Below are 16,322 nucleotides of genomic sequence, written 5' to 3' on the forward strand. Positions count from 1 at the left end.
CTTTCCCCCCAATCCCATGCCAGGAGTGCTCCCTTGAAATTCACGAGCAAGGACGTGTCGAAGCTGCTGGAGGAAGTCAGCGGGTCCGAGGACCTGATGGGCCACGCCTGCGCCACGTCGTACCTCAACGGCCAGCACTACACCTGGAGCGGTACCCAGTGGGTGGGCACCTACTTTCCGGTGCTCAAGTATCCGGTGGGCGAGGACTCGTCCGGCTCCTGCTAGTCGGTGTTTCAAGGCCCTCCCGTGAAGGTCGCCATCGTGGACAGCGGTGTGTCGGTGGGCTTCCTTCGCGGGGCGGGGCTGTCGCTTGCCGGTGCGGCGAGCTTCACGGTGGACCGGAATGCGCGGCGCCTGGAGTCCCGCGTCCACTCGCGTGAGGAGCTGGCGGCCTGGCGCGGCGGCGACTCCGTGCTGGAGGACCTGGAGGACCCGCACGGCCACGGCACCGCGGTGCTGAGCATCCTGACGGAGCAGGGCCGCCGTCCTGGTGTCGACGTGGAGTGGTACGTCGCGCGCGTGCTGGACGGCCGGATGCGCGGCGATTCGCTGTGCCTGCTGGAAGCGCTGGAGTGGCTGACGCAGGACGTGCGGCCGGACCTCATCAACCTGAGCCTGGGCACCGTGGGCCGCGCCTTCGAGGCGCCCCTCACCGCGCTGCTGGACCGCGCGGTGGCGCAGGGCAGCCTGGTGCTCTGCGCCGCGGGCCCCGTGTCCGGCCTGCCGTCCGGGCTGCCGTCGGTGGTGACGGTGGCGGACGCGGCCATGGCCCACGCGCTGAGGAGGGGAGACATCGTGGACCACGTCGAGGACGTGGCCACGGTGCGCTTGTACGCGGACGGCGCCTGGGGCGAGCGCCCCATCACGAGCAGCTATGCGTGTGCGCTCGCGGCGGCGCGGGTGCTGCGCGAGGGCTGTCCTCCCGGGTGGCGGCGCGTCACCGCGTCACAGCGGACGCGGTGACCTTCGCCTGGGTGGACCTCAGGCCGGGACGCGGTCGTTGTCCTTGCGGTCCCAGTGCCGGTGCTTCGCGAGCGCCTGCGCGAACGCGGTGGCCAGCGCCGCGCCGGCCCCGGCCTTGGAGCCCGCGACGACGCCGGGCGCGGCCGGGTCGATTTCACAGGCCTTGAGCAGCTCCTCCGCGTCCTTGGACGCGCCCACCGTCTTGCAGTGCAGGTAGGCCTCCTGGACGAAGTGGCGCGACTCGCCGTCCTTCTTCAGCGTGGCCACGCTCGCGGCGCCGCCGGGGATGAAGACGCCGTCGTACTCCACGGAGGCCGTGGTCATGGCGCTCTTGTCCACCGGCACGTCCTTGCCGTTGGAGGCCTTCACCGTGCCCAGGCGCTTGGCGATGACCTTCAGCTGCGCGCCCCCTGCCTCCAGCTCCTTGCGCAGGGCCATCAGCTCGTCCGCGTCCACGCCGTCCGCGACGAGCACGCCAATCTTCCGCGTCTTGATGGACGGCGGCATGGCCATCTTCATCGCCTCCATGCTCAGGGCCTTGGACGCGGGAGGCCCCTTGGGCGTGACGGGCGTGGCCTTGGGCGCGGGCAGGCCCAGCCCCTCCGCCACGGCCGACACCAGCAGGGCGTCAACCTTCGCGAAGTGCTCCAGCACGCGCTCCTGGATGGCCTTCGTCTCCACCTTGCCCAGTTCGAAGCGGCACGCGTCGATGAGGTGCTGCTGCTCCGGTTCGGACAGGCTGCGGAAGAAGAGGGCCGCCTGGCTGTAGTGGTCGTTGAAGGAGGCGGAGCGCTCGCGCACCTTCTTTCCGCTCACCTGCTCCGGGTGGTGCACGTAGCCGCCCTGCTGCTGGGAGGCGAGGAACGGGCAGCCACCGCCCAGCGAGTTGGGGAAGTAGTTGGCGCGGCCCACGTTACTCGTGTGCCGGCCGAAGCCGTCCTGCTGGTGGTTGTGCACCGGCGCCACCGGGCGGTTGATGGGAAGCTCCGCGAAGTTCGGCCCGCCCAGGCGCGTCAGCTGCGTGTCCAGGTACGAGAAGAGCCGCGCCTGCATCAGCGGATCATCCGTGAAGTCGATGCCCGGCACGATGTTGGACACGCAGAAGGCGACCTGCTCCGTCTCCGCGAAGAAGTTGGTCGGGTTGCGGTCGAGCGTGAGCTTGCCCACGGGCTGCACCGGGGCAATCTCCTCCGGGATGATCTTCGTCGCGTCCAGCAGGTCCACGCCCAGCGCCTGCGCGTCCTTCTCCTCCAGGATTTGAACGCCCAGCTCGTACTCGGGGAAGTCGCCCTGCTCGATGGACTCGAAGAGGTCGCGGCGGTGGAAGTCCGGGTCCTTGCCGGCGAGCTTCTGCGCTTCGTCCCAGACGAGCGAGTGCGTGCCCAGCAGCGGCTTCCAGTGGAACTTCACGAAGCGCGAGGTGTTCTTCTCATCCACGAAGCGGAAGGTGTGGACGCCGAAGCCCTGCATCATCCGGAAGCTGCGCGGGATGGCGCGGTCGGACATGATCCACATGATCATGTGCATGGTCTCCGGGACGAGCGACACGAAGTCCCAGAAGGAGTCATGCGCCGTCTGCGCCTGGGGAATCTCGTGGTGGGGCTCCGGCTTGGCGGCGTGGATGATGTCCGGGAACTTGATGCCGTCCTGGATGAAGAAGACAGGGATGTTGTTGCCCACCAGGTCGAAGTTGCCCTCCTCCGTGTAGAACTTCACCGCGAAGCCGCGCACGTCGCGCACGGTGTCCGCGGAGCCGCGCGAGCCAGCCACGGTGGAGAAGCGCACGAACACGGGCGTCTTCTTGGACGGGTCCTGGAGGAATTTCGCGCGGGTGTACTTCGCCTGGGATTCGTACACCTGGAAGTATCCGTGGGCGCCCGCGCCGCGCGCGTGGACGACGCGCTCGGGGATGCGCTCGTGGTCGAAGCGGGTGAGCTTCTCGCGGAAGTGGAAGTCCTCCAGGAGCGTGGGGCCGCGCGCGCCAATCTTGAGCGAGTCGTCGGTGTGCTCGACGCGGATGCCCTGGTCCGTGGTGAGGAAGTTGCCCGTGGGCTCCGAGCGGTCCCGCGCGAGCTGCTGGTCCTTGCTCTTCTCATCCACGCATACCGCGTCCGGCTGTTTCTGTGAGGTCACCGCACTGCCTCCTTCAAGGGGCGTGCAGGGTGCCGGACGCGGTGGACGCCGCACGTCTTGTGTCCCGCGTCTGGGGGATGCAGGACGCAAGACGGCGGCTGTGTCCGGTGTCGTTCGTTCGCGACGTTGGCCAGCGAGCGTCAGGCGTCCTTCGCCAGACGCACCAGCATCTTGCCGGTGTTGTCCCCGCGCAGCAGACCGATGAAGGCGTCGGGGGCCTTGTCCAGGCCGTCCACGATGGTGGAGACGTCCTGGACCTTGCCCTCGCGCAGCCACTGGCCCATGTCACGCAGGAAGTCCGCCCGGCGGTCCGCGTGGTCGGACACGATGTATCCCTGGAGCGTGAGGCGCTTGCCCACGGCGAGCATCAGGTTGCGGGGGCCGGGCGAGGGGGCGGTGGCGTTGTACCCGGAGATGGCGCCGCACAGGACGAGGCGGCCGTGGTTCTTCATCAGGCCGATGGCGGCCTCCAGGTGGTCGCCGCCCACGTTGTCGAAGTAGACGTCGATGCCGTCCGGGCAGGCTTTCGCCAGGGATTCCGCGATGGGGGCGGTCTTGTAGTTGATGGCGGCGTCGAACTTCAGGTCGTCGCGAAGGTGCTTCACCTTCGCGTCCGAGCCGACGCTGCCCACCACGCGGCAGCCCTGGATGCGGGCAAGCTGGCCCACGACGCCGCCCACGGCGCCCGCGGCGGCGGACACGAAGACGGTGTCGCCGGCCTTCGGCTTGCCGATGTCGAGCAGGCCCACGTACGCGGTCATGCCCGGCATGCCGAGCACTCCGAGGTACGCGGAGAGCGGGCCCACGGACGGGTCGGCCTTCTGGTAGTGCTTCGCGGGGGCGACGGCGTACTCGCGCCAGCCGCCGGTGCCGGCGACGACGAAGTCCCCTTCCTTGAAGTCAGGTGAGCGCGAGCGGATCACCTGGCCCACGCTGCCGCCGTCCATGACCTCGCCCAGCTTGAAGGGAGGGACGTAGGACTTCGCGTCGTTCATGCGGCCGCGCATGTACGGATCCACGGACATGAAGTGGTTGCGCACGAGGAGCTGACCTTCGGTGGGTTCCGGCACGGAGACCGTGGCGAACTCGAAGTTGTCCGGCGTGGGCTCACCGTGCGGGCGGGACTTCAGGCGGATTTCACGTCCCTGGAGCGGCGTGGCCATGAGGGGGCCTTTCATGAAGGGGATGGAGATGCGGGCCTCTTAACCACCGCGTGGAGGCGCGGCAGGGAATTGGACGGGGGCGCCCATGGAAGATGTGTAGGGTAGGACGTTGGACGTGTGTCCTGTCATGTCGGACAGGCGTGCTACCTCCGGCCGGCATGGATAGAGTGGTGGGCGGCGAGGAATGGGGAGACGTGATGGGAAAGAAGCCAGCGACCTATGCGGACCTGGAGGCGCTTCCCGAGCATGTCGTGGGGGAGATCGTCGCGGGGGAGTTGTATGCAAGCCCGCGGCCGGCAGCGCGGCATGCATCCGTGGCCATTCGACTGAGCAGCGAACTTGTAGGGGCGTTCCAGCGGGGACGCGGTGGGCCCGGTGGATGGGTGTTCCTGGGCGAGCAGGAACTGCACCTCCATCAAGATGTCCTGGTTCCAGACATCGCGGGCTGGAGGTTGGAACGGATGCCCGATGTTCTCGAAACAGCAGCGACGTCTCTCGCGCCGGATTGGGTCTGCGAGGTGCTGTCTCCATCCACCCGGAAGCTGGACCGCGAGGCGAAACTGCCCGTCTACGCGCGCGAGGGCGTGCGGCATGTCTGGTTGATGGATCCGCAGACACGCACGCTGGAAGTGTTCGGCCTGCGGGACGGAAGGTACGAAGCGCTGCTCACGCATGCCGGGGATGCGCCTGTGCGGGCGGAGCCCTTCGACGCCGTGGAACTGGACCTGGAATTCATCTGGGGCAGCACGATGAGCTGACGCAGTCGTTCGCTTCCTGGCGCTGATGCTCCCGGGGCGGTCAGCCGAGCACGGATTCTGGTGCGCTCGGGCACGAGGCGCGGGAGGCTTGGGCTCATGCCGCTGTCTCCGTTCTCGCTCCTCATCGCGCTGGGTGCCGTGCTCGGGCACCTGTACTTGTTCCGGCGGCTCGTTTGGAACCTCACGTCCCGCCGTGGGCCCCGGATTGTCGCCGCGCTCGTGCTGGGCTTCATGACGCTGGTGCTGATTGCGCGGCGGTATCTGCAACGCACGCTTCCGGAGGCTCCTGGCGACGTCGTGGAGCTGGTGTCCTATTCGTGGATGGGCGTGGCGCTGTGCCTGGTGCTCGGGCTCGCGGGCGTCGACCTGGGGCGCGCCGTGGTTGCATTGGGACGCCGGCTTCGCCCCGCCGTCACCGCTCCCTCCGAGCCTTCCGTGGATGTTGAACGGCGGCGCTTCCTTTCGCAGGCGACCGCGGGTGGAGCGCTCGCTTTGGGTGGAGGTCTGGCGGGGTACGGGAGCTGGCGCGCGTTCACCGCTCCGGAGGTCACGGAGGTGGTGGTTCGCATTCCGAAGCTGCCCCGCTCGCTGGACGGCTTCAGCATCGTGCAGCTCACCGACCTGCACGTGGGCCCCTTCATCCAGCGGCGCTTCATGGACGAGCTCGTGCGGCGGGCCAATGCGCTCAAGCCGGACCTCGTCGCCATCACCGGAGACATGGTGGACGGCACCGTGCCCCGGCTGGGCGGCTTCGTCGCGGCGCTCGGCAACCTCCATGCCCGCTACGGGAGCTTCTTCGTCACCGGCAACCATGACTATTCGTCCGGCGCGGAGGACTGGGTGGCCCACCTGGGCTCGCTGGGCATTCCGTCGCTGCGCAACCGGCACGTGCGCATTGGCGACGCGGGCGGCACGTTCGACCTGGTGGGCGTGGATGACTGGCACGGCGGCCGGCGCCTGGGACAGAAGGGCTATGACCTGGACCTGGCGCTCACGGGCCGTGACCCCGAGCGCGCCGCGGTGCTGCTCGCGCACCAGCCCGCCAACTTCAAGGTGGCCGCGGAGCGCGGTGTGGATCTCCAAATCTCTGGCCATACCCACGGCGGACAGCTCTTCCCCATGACGGCGCTCATCGGGCTGAGCTGGGAGCACTCCGCCGGTCACTACCGGCACGGCGATTCACACATCTACGTCAGCCGGGGCTGCGGCTTCTGGGGGCCCCCCATGCGGCTGGGCAGCCCCCCGGAGCTCGTCAAGCTGGTGCTGACTTCGTGAGGAACGCGTCCAGCGCGGCGTTCACCGCGTCCGGATGGTCCAGCTGGATCCAGTGTCCAGCGCCCGCCACCACCTGGTGCGCCACGCCTTCTCCCAGCCGGTGGAGGCTGTGCGGCGTGTCGTTGTCCGGCGCGACGAGCGAGAACTTCGGCCCCGGGTAGCGCGCGAGCGCCGCCGTCAGGTCGAAGCGCAGGCTGGAGCGCTGCACGGCCGTCACGGCGGACAGCGGTGTGGCGTCCAGGTCCGCCAGCAGCCGCTCGCGCACGTCCGCTCGCGTCCCCGCCATCTGCGCCCAGTCCTGCCGCACCGCCTGCGCCACGTCCGGCGCATCCAGCGAAGCGATGTACGCGGCCACCTGCTCCTCGGGGTACCCGCGCGAGTCCGTCATCGGATCCACCAGGAACAGGCCCGCCACCTGCCGCGGGTTCTCCCCCGCGTACGCCAGCGTCACGCCTCCGCTGATGCTGTGCCCCACCAACACGAAGCGGCGCAGCCCCAGCGCTCGCACCACGGCGGAGATGTCCCCGGCGAGCGACTCCAGCGTGTAGTCCTCTGGCTCCGGAACGGTGGAGCCTCCGTGGCCGCGCAGCTCCAGCGCGATGCCCCGGCGGCCCTGACGCGCCAGGTGCTCCAGCTGCGCCTGCCAGTGGGACGCGTTGCCCGCGAGCCCGTGCACGAAGACGACCGGCAAGGCCTTCCCGTCACCGCCGGTGTCCACCAGCCGCAGGTCGCCCGCGGGCCCCGCCACCCGGAAGTCGTCGAAGCGGATCCGCTGGGGCTCGAAGGCCTGACCGTCCGCGAAGGGGACCTCGTAGTGGGTGACGTGCAGGTCCCGGTCGATGAGGTAGCGGTCGTCCTCCGGGAAGAAGATGGCGCGCTCCGGCGTGTCCCCCGCGAAGCGCTTCACCGCGTCCATGGACTCCCACAACGTGACGAGGAGGAACTCCGCGCGGCCGTCCGCCACCTTGCGCAGGCAGTACGCGGCCAGGTTGCCCGGCGTGCGCCGGTAGTGCGTGAGGCCCGTCTGGTGGAGATAGGCGAGGTAGGTGTCGGCGTCCTCCGCCTTCGTCACCCCGCGCCACGTGCGTGCGAGCATTCCAGGTTCCTCGTGCCCAAGAAGGAGGGAGCCGCGCATGTAGCGCGCCCGGTGGGAGGACGGCCACCTCTCAGCGGCCCGGGCGTGGGCGGATGACACTTGAGCCGCGGCAACGCGCCCCTGGAAACACGACGGCCCGCCCCGGAAGACGGAGCGGGCCGGTGGTGGCCTCGTGCGTCGGCTCGACGCGGGCGGGCCGTGTCAGGCGGTGGGGATGACGACGCCCGGGCTCGACTGGCGCTGGGCCGACACGAGCGCCGAGCGCTGCAACCACCCGGCGAGCCCCATCATCGCGAGCCCCGAGGTGCGCAGCGTGCGCAGCAGCTCCACCGCTTCCGTGGGACTGCCGGGCAACAGCGGCGCCAGCCACTCGCGCGCGTCGTAGAAGAGCCACACCGCGCCGGACATGCCCATGGTCCACCACACCCAGGCGAGCCGCCCACCGCGAAGCATGTACGCGACGCGGAGGATGGGCGCGACGAGCAGGATGGTCGTCATGTCCGCCAGCGTGGACGCCAGCGCGATGACCGCCGTGCACGTGGCCGCGAAGCCCTGGCCCAGGTTCCCCGCCGCCGTGACGAGCGCCGGCCCACCCACCGCCACCGCCGCCACCGCCGCCACCGCCCACAGGAGCGACGCGCGGGAGCTGGGCGGCGGCTGGAGGCCGGACTGCTTGTAGGTGCGCGCCAGCAGCACCAGCGCGAAGGGGGTGCACACGTTCGCCAGCACCACCACGCCCATCCGCACGGGCAACAGCGGCGACTCCGTGAACGGCACGTCCGGCACCGCGTGCATCCAGTAGCTGCGCAGGGCCGTGCTGATGAGCGACAGCACCGCGCCCGCCGTCAGCAGGCCCCAGACGCGGCGCAGGTAGTCCCCCGCGCCGAAGGACAGCGCCGCCGCCGCCGTGCCCGCCACCGCGAGCAGGCCCACCGTCCAGCCCGCCACGTCACCCACCAGCGCCAGCCGGGGCGGGTCCTGGAACGACGTGGCCACCGCGGCCAGGTGCACCAGTTGGAGCACCGCGACGGCGCCCAGCCACGGCGCCATCCGCTTGAAGGCGCGACCCGAGGAAGAACGGGGGGCGTTCATCGCAGCTTCTCCATGGCCTTCGAAAGCTCCGTGAGGGTGTTCGTCGTGCGCGCCGCGCCGATGAAGACGTTGAGCATGGGCTTGAGACCCTCCAGCACCAGCGGCACGTCCTGCAGGCTCACCTGTTCCGGTGGACGCTTCAGGACCCGCAACGCGGCGGTGTGGATGGCCATCTTCGCGGTGAAGTCACCCAGGAGCGGCTCCAGGTGATGCATCAGCACGTCGTGCCAACCGGGCATGGAAGGGGAGGACGGGGAAGTCTGCACGTCACCTCCGCGGGGGGGGAAGACCCCCAGCGTAGGGACATTTCGAACCCGGCACGAGGGCTCGCCTGCTTCAGAACCCGCAGAAAGTGCGCGGGTGGGCCTGGATTCCCCGTGACCCCGGGAAAACGGTGCGGCTAGCGGCGGCGCGGCTTCTTCTCTTCGTCCTGCTTGGGGGCGGGACGGGGCTCATGCGGGCCCTTGAGGATGTCCTCGAAGCGGGACTTCTGCTTGCGGCGCTTGAAGAAGAGGGCGGTGCGGCCCAGGAGCTGCGCGAGCTCCGAGCCGGTGGCCTCGGCGATGCTGTCGGCGCCTTCGTGGCGGCCTTCCGGGCCTTCGTTGATCTTCACCTTGATGAGCTCGTGGTCGTTCAGCGCCTGCTCGACGGCGGCGATGACGCCCTCGGTGACGCCGGACGAGCCGACGATGACCACCGGCTCCAGGTGGTGGCCGAGGGCCCGCAGGTGGCGGCGTTCTTTCCCGGTGAGGGGCATGGGGGGTCTCCTTGAAAAGGCGCGCACCCTACTTCTTTTGCGACGCCATGCGGACCTCTCGCATCGCATCAATGTGGTCCGGTTGCAGCTCGACCGTCCGCTTGAAGTGCTTGAGGGCTCCGGTCGCGTCGCCGCACAGCTTGGCGATGACGCCCAGGAAGTAGTGGGCGGGTGCGCACCGCTCGTTGCGCTTGATGGCGCCCTGGATTTCGCGGAAGGCCTCCGGCTGGGCGGCCTTCTTGTCTGGAGAGGCGAGGAAGCGCGCGTAGCCCCGCCAGGCGTAGAACTCCGGCTCCTCGGCGTTGAGGGCGATGGCGTCGTTGAGCATCTTCACGGCTTCCGGGTACTTGCGCGCCTTCACCAGGATGCAGGACTTCTGGAAGAGCTCCTCCGCCTGGAGGATGGACTGGACGTCCACGCCGTCGCCGCCGCCGCTCTTGAGCTCCTCGATGTAGGCCGCGCGGCTCTTGTCGTCGGAGAGGGCGCGGTAGGCGTCACCGATGTACGCGAACACCTCCGCCTTGAGCTTCTCCAGCTCCGGCGGGGCGCCCTGGGGCAGGGTGTCCGGGTGGTAGAGCTTGGCCAGGCGGAAGTAGGCGATCTTCACCGCGCTGCCTTCGGTCTGCTCGGTGAGGCCCAGCCGCTGGAAGTGGTTCTGGCCCTTCATGGTCACGGCGAGCTGGCGCAGCGCGGGCAGTTCGTCCGAACCGGGGGCGGGACCCGAAGCGGCCGGGGCCGCCGGAGCAGCGACGACGGGCGGAGCGGGCCGGGCGGCACCGGGACCCGCCATGGGGGCGGCACCGGCGGGAGCACCCGGGGGACGCGCACCCGGGCCCGCGGTGGGGACGGCTCCGGCGGGGGCGCCCGGAGGACGGGGCGCCGCACCCGGGCCCGCCATGGGCGCGGCACCCGGACGCGCGGCACCGGGACCCGCCACGGGGGCGGCACCGGCGGGGCGGGGCACGGCACCGGGACCCGCGACGGGCGCGGCACCCGGACCGGCGACAGGCGCACCGGGCGCGGCACCCGGGCCCGCGACGGGCGCACCGGGCGCGGCACCCGCGACAGGCGCACCGGGTCTGGCTCCAGGGCCCGCGACGGCACCGGAGCCAGCGACTCCAGGGCCCGCGACGGCACCGGAGCCAGCGACTCCAGGGCCCGCAGCGGGCGCACCCGGCCTGGCTCCGGCGGTCGCGGCGGCAGGCGCGCCGGGCGCGGCACCCGGGCCGGTGGCTCCAGGCCCCACGGTGGGCACGGTGCCGGACGGACGGGCCGGGTTTCCCGGGCCCGAGGTGGGGCCGGAGGCCGGAGGCGGTGGCGCTGCCTGCGCACGCGAGGCCGCCGCGAAGGAGACGCCGTTCAGCTCCTTCAACAGGAACGCCACGCGCAGCAGGTGCTCCGCGTCCTGCGGCACGTCCTGGAGCAACTGCCCCAGCGAGCGCACCCCGTCGATGAAGGAGAGCGCGCGGACCTCGTGCGGCGTCAGGCGCAGCTCGCTGGAGGCCACCCGGCCCCCGGACTTCATGATGGGCATGGGCAGCACGATGGCCAGCCGCCGCTTCAGGTCCGCCGTCGGCATGCGCCGCACCTGGTCGCTGAGCAGCGCCCAGCGGTTGCCCAGCGGCATCGCCTTCTGCGCGGGCAGGTCCCGCGCCTCGAAGGTGAACGTCCCGGACTCCGCCCGCAGGGCCTTGCCCAGGATGCCCAGCGCCCGCTGCGACAGCTGCGCGAACGCCGTCGCCGGCTGGAGCAGCCCCAACCCGAACAGCGCCGCGAGCAGGTCGCCTCCGAAGCGGTCCCTGGAACCCTCCGCCTGCTGGAGCTGCTCCGCCGTCAGGAGCCTCGCGCCCATCAGCGACACGCCCAGCGCGTCCTCCGCGTGCGACGAGTCCACGTACTCCGGACTGCCCTTGCGGAAGTGGACCGACAGGGTGCGGTCCGAAAGCCCCAGCGTCAGCAGGCCCGTCTGCTCGCCCGCGGCGATGCGCCCATACAGCTGCAGGGGCGAGCACTGCTGGAGCTGCCCCTGCGGCGGCACCGTGTTGGTCCCGTCATCCGCCGGAGGCTGCGGAGCCTGGGGAGCCGCCGCGGCCGGAGCCGCTCCCGCCGGACGGGCCGCCGCGACCGGAGGACCCGGAGGCCGCGCGGCCGCGACAGGACGTCCCGCCGCGTCGACGGGCGGACGCACCGCTCCAGGCCCGGGCCGTATCGCGCCGGGGCCCGCCATGGGCATGGCGCCAGGACCCGCGGCGGGGGCCGCTCCAGGTCCCGCCATGGGCGCGGCGGCCGGACCCGCGACGGGGCCGGGCGGCGGCGGAACGATGGCGGCGGGCGTGGATTGCAGCAGCGACGCGGGCGCGCCGTCCCCCCACAGCTCACGAGGGAACGCGTCCCGCACCTCCGGGAAGCGCCACGGGAAGGCGAACTGCAGGCCATCGCTGGAGACCTGCAGCTTGCCCTGGATGGAGCCGCTGTCGATGAGCAGCTCGATGGTCGCGCCCGTCAGGGGGCCCCAGGTGGTGCCCCGATCGTTGCGCACCCAGTACTGCCGGACCTCGCCCTCCGCCATGTGCCGTCCTGCTCCCACTCCCTCGACCACCGGGAAGATGGAATTTTATCGCCGCCCGAGCCCGCGTCCAAGCAGACGCCCTCATCCAGGCGGCCGGGCGGGCGTTTCAGGGCGTGGCGCCCTCAATCGCCGCCAGCCCCACGCTGGCCAGACACGCCGCGTCCGCCTGCTGCTCGGCGGGCGGGTCGAAGCAGTACACCTCGCTGTCGAAGACCTTGCAGATGCCCGCCGGGGTGCCCGCGCACGCCACCTTGCCGTACGCCGTGGTGCAGTTGTAGCCGCACACCGGGCCCGTCTCGCTCAGCTTGCACTGGGGCGCTGGCAGTCCCTTGCCCCACGCGCAGACCGCCGCGGGGGACGGGTCGAAGCAGGTGATGTGGCCGTTCTGCGCCTTGCACACGCCCAGGGGCGTCTTCGCGCAGCGCACCCCTTCGGAGGCGTTCACGCAGTTGAAGCCGCACGCCATCTGCACGCCGTTGCTGACGCACTGCGCGCGCGGCACCTGGCGGCCGAACACCGCGAACACCGCGGCGGGCGGGTCGAAGCACGTCACGTTGCCGCCCTGGCTGCGGCACACGCCCGCGGGCGTCTTCGCGCACTGCACCTTGCCGAAGTCCGTGGCGCACCCGTACCCGCAGCCCACCACCCCGTCGATGGTCTTGCACTCCGAGTCCGGCAGCGCGGCGCCGTACGCCTTCACCACGTAGGCCGGCGGATCGAAACAGGTGGCCTGTCCGTCGATGACGGTACAGCGGCCCTGGAGCGTCTGGGCGCACCGCACGCGCTGTCCATCCGACTTGCACGCGTAGCCACAGCTCACGTGCCCGTCGATGGAGCGGCACGTGGCGGTGGTCGCGTCAGGCTGCGAGGGCGGCGCGGCGAGCGTCAGCGCCAGCACGGTCATCAGGGTCGCGAGCATGGACCCCATTGACCCCCAAGCTTCGACCTGGCGCAAGTAAGGGTGATAAGCGGGGCGCCATCGTGGACCTGGACGTCAGCGCGTGGAAGCTGGGGCTGTTGTGTGTCGCCGCGTTGAGCGCGGGCTTCGTGGACGCCATCGCGGGGGGCGGCGGGCTCATCAGCCTGCCTGCACTGCTGACGGCGGGCCTGCCGGCGCACGTGGCGCTGGGCACCAACAAGGGCCAGTCCGTGTTCGGCTCGGGCGCGGCGATGGTGCGCTTCGCGCGCGCGGGGCTGGTGGATTGGAAGCTGGCTCGCGCGACGTTTCCCTTTGGACTGATGGGCGCGTTCGGCGGCGCGGCGCTGGTGTTGCTGCTCAAGCCGGAGGTGCTCAAGCCGCTGGTGCTGGTGCTGCTCATCGCGGTGGCGGTGTTCCTCGCCTTCCGCCGCGCGCCGCCGAAGCGCGACGGCGTGGAGCCCTCACCCCGGCCGCGCGCGCAGGCCATCGGCGCGCTCATCGCGCTGTGCATCGGCACCTATGACGGCTTCTTCGGGCCGGGCACGGGCACCTTCCTCATCGTGGCGTTCTCTTCGCTCCTGGGCCACGGCCTGGCGCGCGCGTCCGCGGACGCGAAGGTGGTGAACTTCGCCTCCAACCTGGCGTCGGTGTCGCTCTTCACGCTCCGGGGCGTGGTGCTGTGGAAGGTGGCGCTGCCCATGGCCGCCGCGCAGTTCACCGGCGCGTGGCTGGGCGCGCACGTGGCGGTGAAGGGCGGCGACAAGGTGGTGCGCGTCGTGGTGCTCTGCGTGGTGGCCGCGCTGGTGCTGAAGCTGGGGCACGACGTGTGGCAGGGCTGGGCGGCCTGAAAAGGCGCACCCGGGCCTGCTGTTCAGCCGAGGTCAGCCGATGTGCACGAGCAGGCACAGGCCGCGCTTCGCCACGGCGGCGGTGAACTTCTGGAGCTCCACGAAGTAGGAGAGCAGCTCCTCCAGCGGATCCACGTCCTCCTCCAGCTCCTCCTCCTCGTCCCAGGTGCCGGGGTAGATGTCCTCGGCCTGGAGCTTCGCGGGGTCGAAGCGCTTGCGCAGGTCCTCCACGGAGACCTTCTTCAGCGCCTCCGCCAGCGCCTTCACCAAGGCCGCGTCGAACACGCGCGCGGTGCCTTCATCCGACGGGATGTCGCCCACGTCCTCGCCGCCGCGCACGAGGAAGTCCAGGGGCGGCGTGCCCTCCCAGGCCGTGCCGGTGAGCAGGTACTGGAGGCCGTGCCACGCCTCGCCGATGTCCAGCTCCAGGAACGCGGCGCCCTTTGCGTCGCCGAAGTCCTCCTCGTCCTCCAGGAAGGGCTCCAGCGCTTCGGGCGTCTTGTGCAGGGCCTGGCGCTGCGACTCGGTGGTGCTGCGCAGCGTGCAGAGCATCTCCATGGGGCGGCTACTCCACGACGACGAGCTTGGCGTTGTTCTCCACGGCGGTGCCTTCCTTGGCGAACACCTCCGTGACCTTGCCGGCCTTGGGGCTCTTGAGCTCGTTCTCCATCTTCATGGCCTCCACGACCACGAGCCCCTGGCCCTCCTTCACTTCCTCCCCGACCTTGACCAGCACCTTCACCACCTTGCCGGGCATGGGCGCGAGGATGACCTGACGGCCCTCCACGGAGAAGCTGCCGGCCGCGGCGCGCATGCGCAGCTTGCGCTCGTCCGCGACGTCGGTGCGGTTCACCTGCCCGCGCACCAGCGTTCCAATCTCGTCGCCGTTCTCCTCGAACTCGACGTTGTACGACTGGCCGTCCACCAGGAGCGACAGCGTGCCCTGGTCCACGGACAGCGCGTCCACCTGGAACGTCTTGCCGTTCACCGTGAGCCGGTAGCGGTCCTGGCCCAGCGACTCCAGGTCCACCGGCACCGATTCCTTCTGGCCCTGCTGCTTTGTGAAGTAACGCATGAGGAAAGGTCCTTCCGAGGGGCTTGCGGGAGGAAGAAGGTCAGCGGCGGCGGCTCTTCAGCGCCAGACGCCACGGGCTGATGCGGCCATTGGCGTCACCGCCACCACTGCGCGACGGCAGCGTCTTCGCGCGCTTCTGGTCGCGCTGGAAGGCGTGCAGCGTGCTCGCGAGCAGCGCCACCTCGCTGAGCTTGGAGTCCTCCTCGCCCAGGAGCGCCGTGTGCTGGCGGGTGAGGAAGCTGGTGTCGTAGTCCCCGCCCACGAACTCCGGGTGGGACAGGATGCCGTGCAGGTAGCGGATGTTGGTGGTGATGCCCTTCACCACGTACTCGGACAGCGCGCGCTTGGCCCGAGCGATGGCCTCCTCGCGCGTGGCGCCCCACACGGACAGCTTCGAAATCATGGGGTCGTAGTAGTTGGGCACCGTGAAGCCCGCGAACACGCCCGAGTCGTCGCGCACGTTCGGGCCGCTCGGCACGCGCAGCGCGTGGATCTTGCCCGGGCTGGGCATGAAGTTGCGCGCCGGGTCCTCCGCGTACACGCGCACCTCGATGGCGTGACCGCGCGGCGTGGGGGCCTCGAAGAGGGGGAGCTTCTCCCCTTCCGCGGCGCGGATCTGCATGGCCACCAGGTCCAGGCCGGTGACCCACTCCGTCACCGGGTGCTCCACCTGGAGGCGGGTGTTCATCTCCAGGAAGTAGAAGTTGCGGTGCACGTCCACCAGGAACTCCACCGTCCCGGCGCCCACGTAGTTGACGGCCTTGGCCGCCTTCACCGCGACCTCGCCCATCTTCGCGCGCAACTCCGGCGTGAGGATGGGGCTGGGCGTCTCCTCCACCACCTTCTGGTGACGGCGCTGCGCGGAGCACTCGCGCTCGTTCAGGTGGATGGTGTTGCCGTACTGGTCGGCGAAGACCTGGATCTCGACGTGGTGCGGCTTCTCCAGGTACTTCTCGATGTAGACCGAGTCGTTGCCGAACGAGCTCATCGCCTCGCTCTTGGCGGAGCGCCACGCGGAGTCGAAGTCGGCCAGGCCCTCCACGCGGCGCATGCCCTTGCCGCCACCGCCGCCGGCGGCCTTGAGCATGATGGGGAAGCCGATCTTCTGCGCGTACTCGCGGGCCTCCTCGATGGTGCCGATGGGCTCGGTGGTGCCGGGGACGACGGGCACGCCCGCCTTGATCATGTTGGCGCGGGCGCGGGTCTTCTCGCCCATGGCGTCCATGGCGGCGGCCGGCGGACCGATGAAGGTGATGCCGGCCTTCTCGCAGGCGCGCACGAAGGACGCGTTCTCGGAGAGGAAGCCGTAGCCGGGGTGGATGGCGTCCGCGCCGGACTGCTTCGCGACCTCCAGGATTCGCTCCTGGACAAGATAGCTCTCGCGCGAGGGCGGGGGGGCCGACGAGGTAGGCCTGGTCGGCGGTGCGCACGTGCAGCGCGGAGCGGTCTGCTTCGGAGTACACCGCCACCGTGGCGATGCCGAGGTCCTTGCAGGTGCGCATCACCCGGATGGCGATCTCGCCGCGGTTGGCGACGAGCACTTTGCGGATCTTGGGCATGGGCGCCCGTCTAGCATGGGGCGCCCGGGATTGCCCGCCTCTACTTGCGCAGGTTCAGGTACTGGTCCATCAGCTGCTTCGCCTGGGCGAGCTTCGCCTCCACGAAGCGGTCGTC

General features: G+C 70.5%; 15 protein-coding genes and 1 pseudogene. 5 read left to right on the top strand and 11 right to left on the bottom strand.

Annotated elements, in window-relative coordinates; genetic code table 11:
* The first annotated feature begins 33 nt into the window (after positions 1–33).
* Positions 34–225 carry a hypothetical protein gene (locus tag D7V80_RS34325; RefSeq protein WP_014393907.1) on the top strand — a complete coding sequence of 64 codons (192 nt, stop codon included), beginning with the start codon at positions 34–36 and terminating at the stop codon, positions 223–225.
* A gap of 21 nt (positions 226–246) precedes the next feature.
* Positions 247–963 carry a S8/S53 family peptidase gene (locus tag D7V80_RS34330; RefSeq protein ID WP_120592110.1) on the top strand — a complete coding sequence of 239 codons (717 nt, stop codon included), beginning with the start codon at positions 247–249 and terminating at the stop codon, positions 961–963.
* 18 nt (positions 964–981) lie between these two features.
* Here the strand turns inward: D7V80_RS34330 and D7V80_RS34335 are convergent, their stop codons facing one another.
* Complete coding sequence (locus D7V80_RS34335; RefSeq protein ID WP_120592111.1) at positions 982–3,096, bottom strand: catalase; 2,115 nt, start codon at positions 3,094–3,096, stop codon at positions 982–984.
* 140 nt (positions 3,097–3,236) lie between these two features.
* Complete coding sequence (locus tag D7V80_RS34340) at positions 3,237–4,259, bottom strand: NADP-dependent oxidoreductase (protein ID WP_120592112.1); 1,023 nt, start codon at positions 4,257–4,259, stop codon at positions 3,237–3,239.
* A gap of 197 nt (positions 4,260–4,456) precedes the next feature.
* On the opposite strand from D7V80_RS34340, the gene D7V80_RS34345 reads away from it, so the two are divergent.
* Positions 4,457–5,017, top strand: coding sequence for a Uma2 family endonuclease (locus tag D7V80_RS34345; protein ID WP_120592113.1), 561 nt, complete (start codon positions 4,457–4,459; stop codon positions 5,015–5,017).
* 96 nt (positions 5,018–5,113) lie between these two features.
* The gene (locus D7V80_RS34350) at positions 5,114–6,292 is read left to right on the top strand and encodes a metallophosphoesterase (protein ID WP_120592114.1); all 1,179 of its coding nucleotides are present in this window, start codon (positions 5,114–5,116) and stop codon (positions 6,290–6,292) included.
* On the opposite strand, the gene D7V80_RS34355 is transcribed toward D7V80_RS34350, so the two are convergent.
* From D7V80_RS34355 to D7V80_RS34380, 6 genes are all read right to left on the bottom strand, one after another.
* Positions 6,270–7,388 (bottom strand): alpha/beta fold hydrolase, encoded by a 1,119-nt coding sequence (locus D7V80_RS34355; RefSeq protein ID WP_233585929.1) that lies wholly within the window; start codon positions 7,386–7,388, stop codon positions 6,270–6,272. The two genes, D7V80_RS34350 and D7V80_RS34355, sit on opposite strands and share 23 nt — an antisense overlap.
* A 201-nt stretch (positions 7,389–7,589) precedes the next feature.
* Positions 7,590–8,480 carry a hypothetical protein gene (locus D7V80_RS34360; RefSeq protein WP_120592115.1) on the bottom strand — a complete coding sequence of 297 codons (891 nt, stop codon included), beginning with the start codon at positions 8,478–8,480 and terminating at the stop codon, positions 7,590–7,592.
* Positions 8,477–8,746 carry a hypothetical protein gene (locus tag D7V80_RS34365; RefSeq protein ID WP_233585930.1) on the bottom strand — a complete coding sequence of 90 codons (270 nt, stop codon included), beginning with the start codon at positions 8,744–8,746 and terminating at the stop codon, positions 8,477–8,479. Before D7V80_RS34365 ends, D7V80_RS34360 begins: the two co-directional genes overlap by 4 nt.
* A gap of 134 nt (positions 8,747–8,880) precedes the next feature.
* Positions 8,881–9,237 carry a ribosome assembly RNA-binding protein YhbY gene (yhbY, locus tag D7V80_RS34370; protein WP_120592116.1) on the bottom strand — a complete coding sequence of 119 codons (357 nt, stop codon included), beginning with the start codon at positions 9,235–9,237 and terminating at the stop codon, positions 8,881–8,883.
* A 28-nt stretch (positions 9,238–9,265) separates the two neighbouring features.
* The gene (locus tag D7V80_RS34375; protein WP_120592117.1) at positions 9,266–11,806 is read right to left on the bottom strand and encodes a DnaJ domain-containing protein; all 2,541 of its coding nucleotides are present in this window, start codon (positions 11,804–11,806) and stop codon (positions 9,266–9,268) included.
* Positions 11,807–11,912: 106 nt separating this feature from the next.
* Positions 11,913–12,725, bottom strand: a complete 813-nt coding sequence (locus D7V80_RS34380) for a hypothetical protein (RefSeq protein WP_120592122.1) — start codon at positions 12,723–12,725, stop codon at positions 11,913–11,915.
* Positions 12,726–12,787: 62 nt separating this feature from the next.
* Here D7V80_RS34380 and D7V80_RS34385 point away from each other — a divergent pair, with 62 nt between their 5' ends.
* The gene (locus tag D7V80_RS34385; protein ID WP_120592118.1) at positions 12,788–13,573 is read left to right on the top strand and encodes a TSUP family transporter; all 786 of its coding nucleotides are present in this window, start codon (positions 12,788–12,790) and stop codon (positions 13,571–13,573) included.
* Positions 13,574–13,606: 33 nt separating this feature from the next.
* Here the strand turns inward: D7V80_RS34385 and D7V80_RS34390 are convergent, their stop codons facing one another.
* From D7V80_RS34390 to accC, 3 genes and pseudogenes are all read right to left on the bottom strand, one after another.
* A complete protein-coding gene (locus D7V80_RS34390) occupies positions 13,607–14,131 on the bottom strand; it encodes a YfbM family protein (RefSeq protein WP_120592119.1) in 525 nt (174 codons plus the stop codon).
* A 7-nt stretch (positions 14,132–14,138) separates the two neighbouring features.
* The gene (locus D7V80_RS43740; RefSeq protein WP_120592120.1) at positions 14,139–14,648 is read right to left on the bottom strand and encodes a biotin/lipoyl-containing protein; all 510 of its coding nucleotides are present in this window, start codon (positions 14,646–14,648) and stop codon (positions 14,139–14,141) included.
* Positions 14,649–14,688: 40 nt separating this feature from the next.
* Positions 14,689–16,207 (bottom strand): annotated as a pseudogene (gene accC, locus D7V80_RS34400) (acetyl-CoA carboxylase biotin carboxylase subunit).
* Positions 16,208–16,322 lie beyond the last annotated feature (115 nt).

Source organism: Corallococcus sp. CA054B (assembly GCF_003611625.1).
Lineage (GTDB): Bacteria > Myxococcota > Myxococcia > Myxococcales > Myxococcaceae > Corallococcus > Corallococcus coralloides.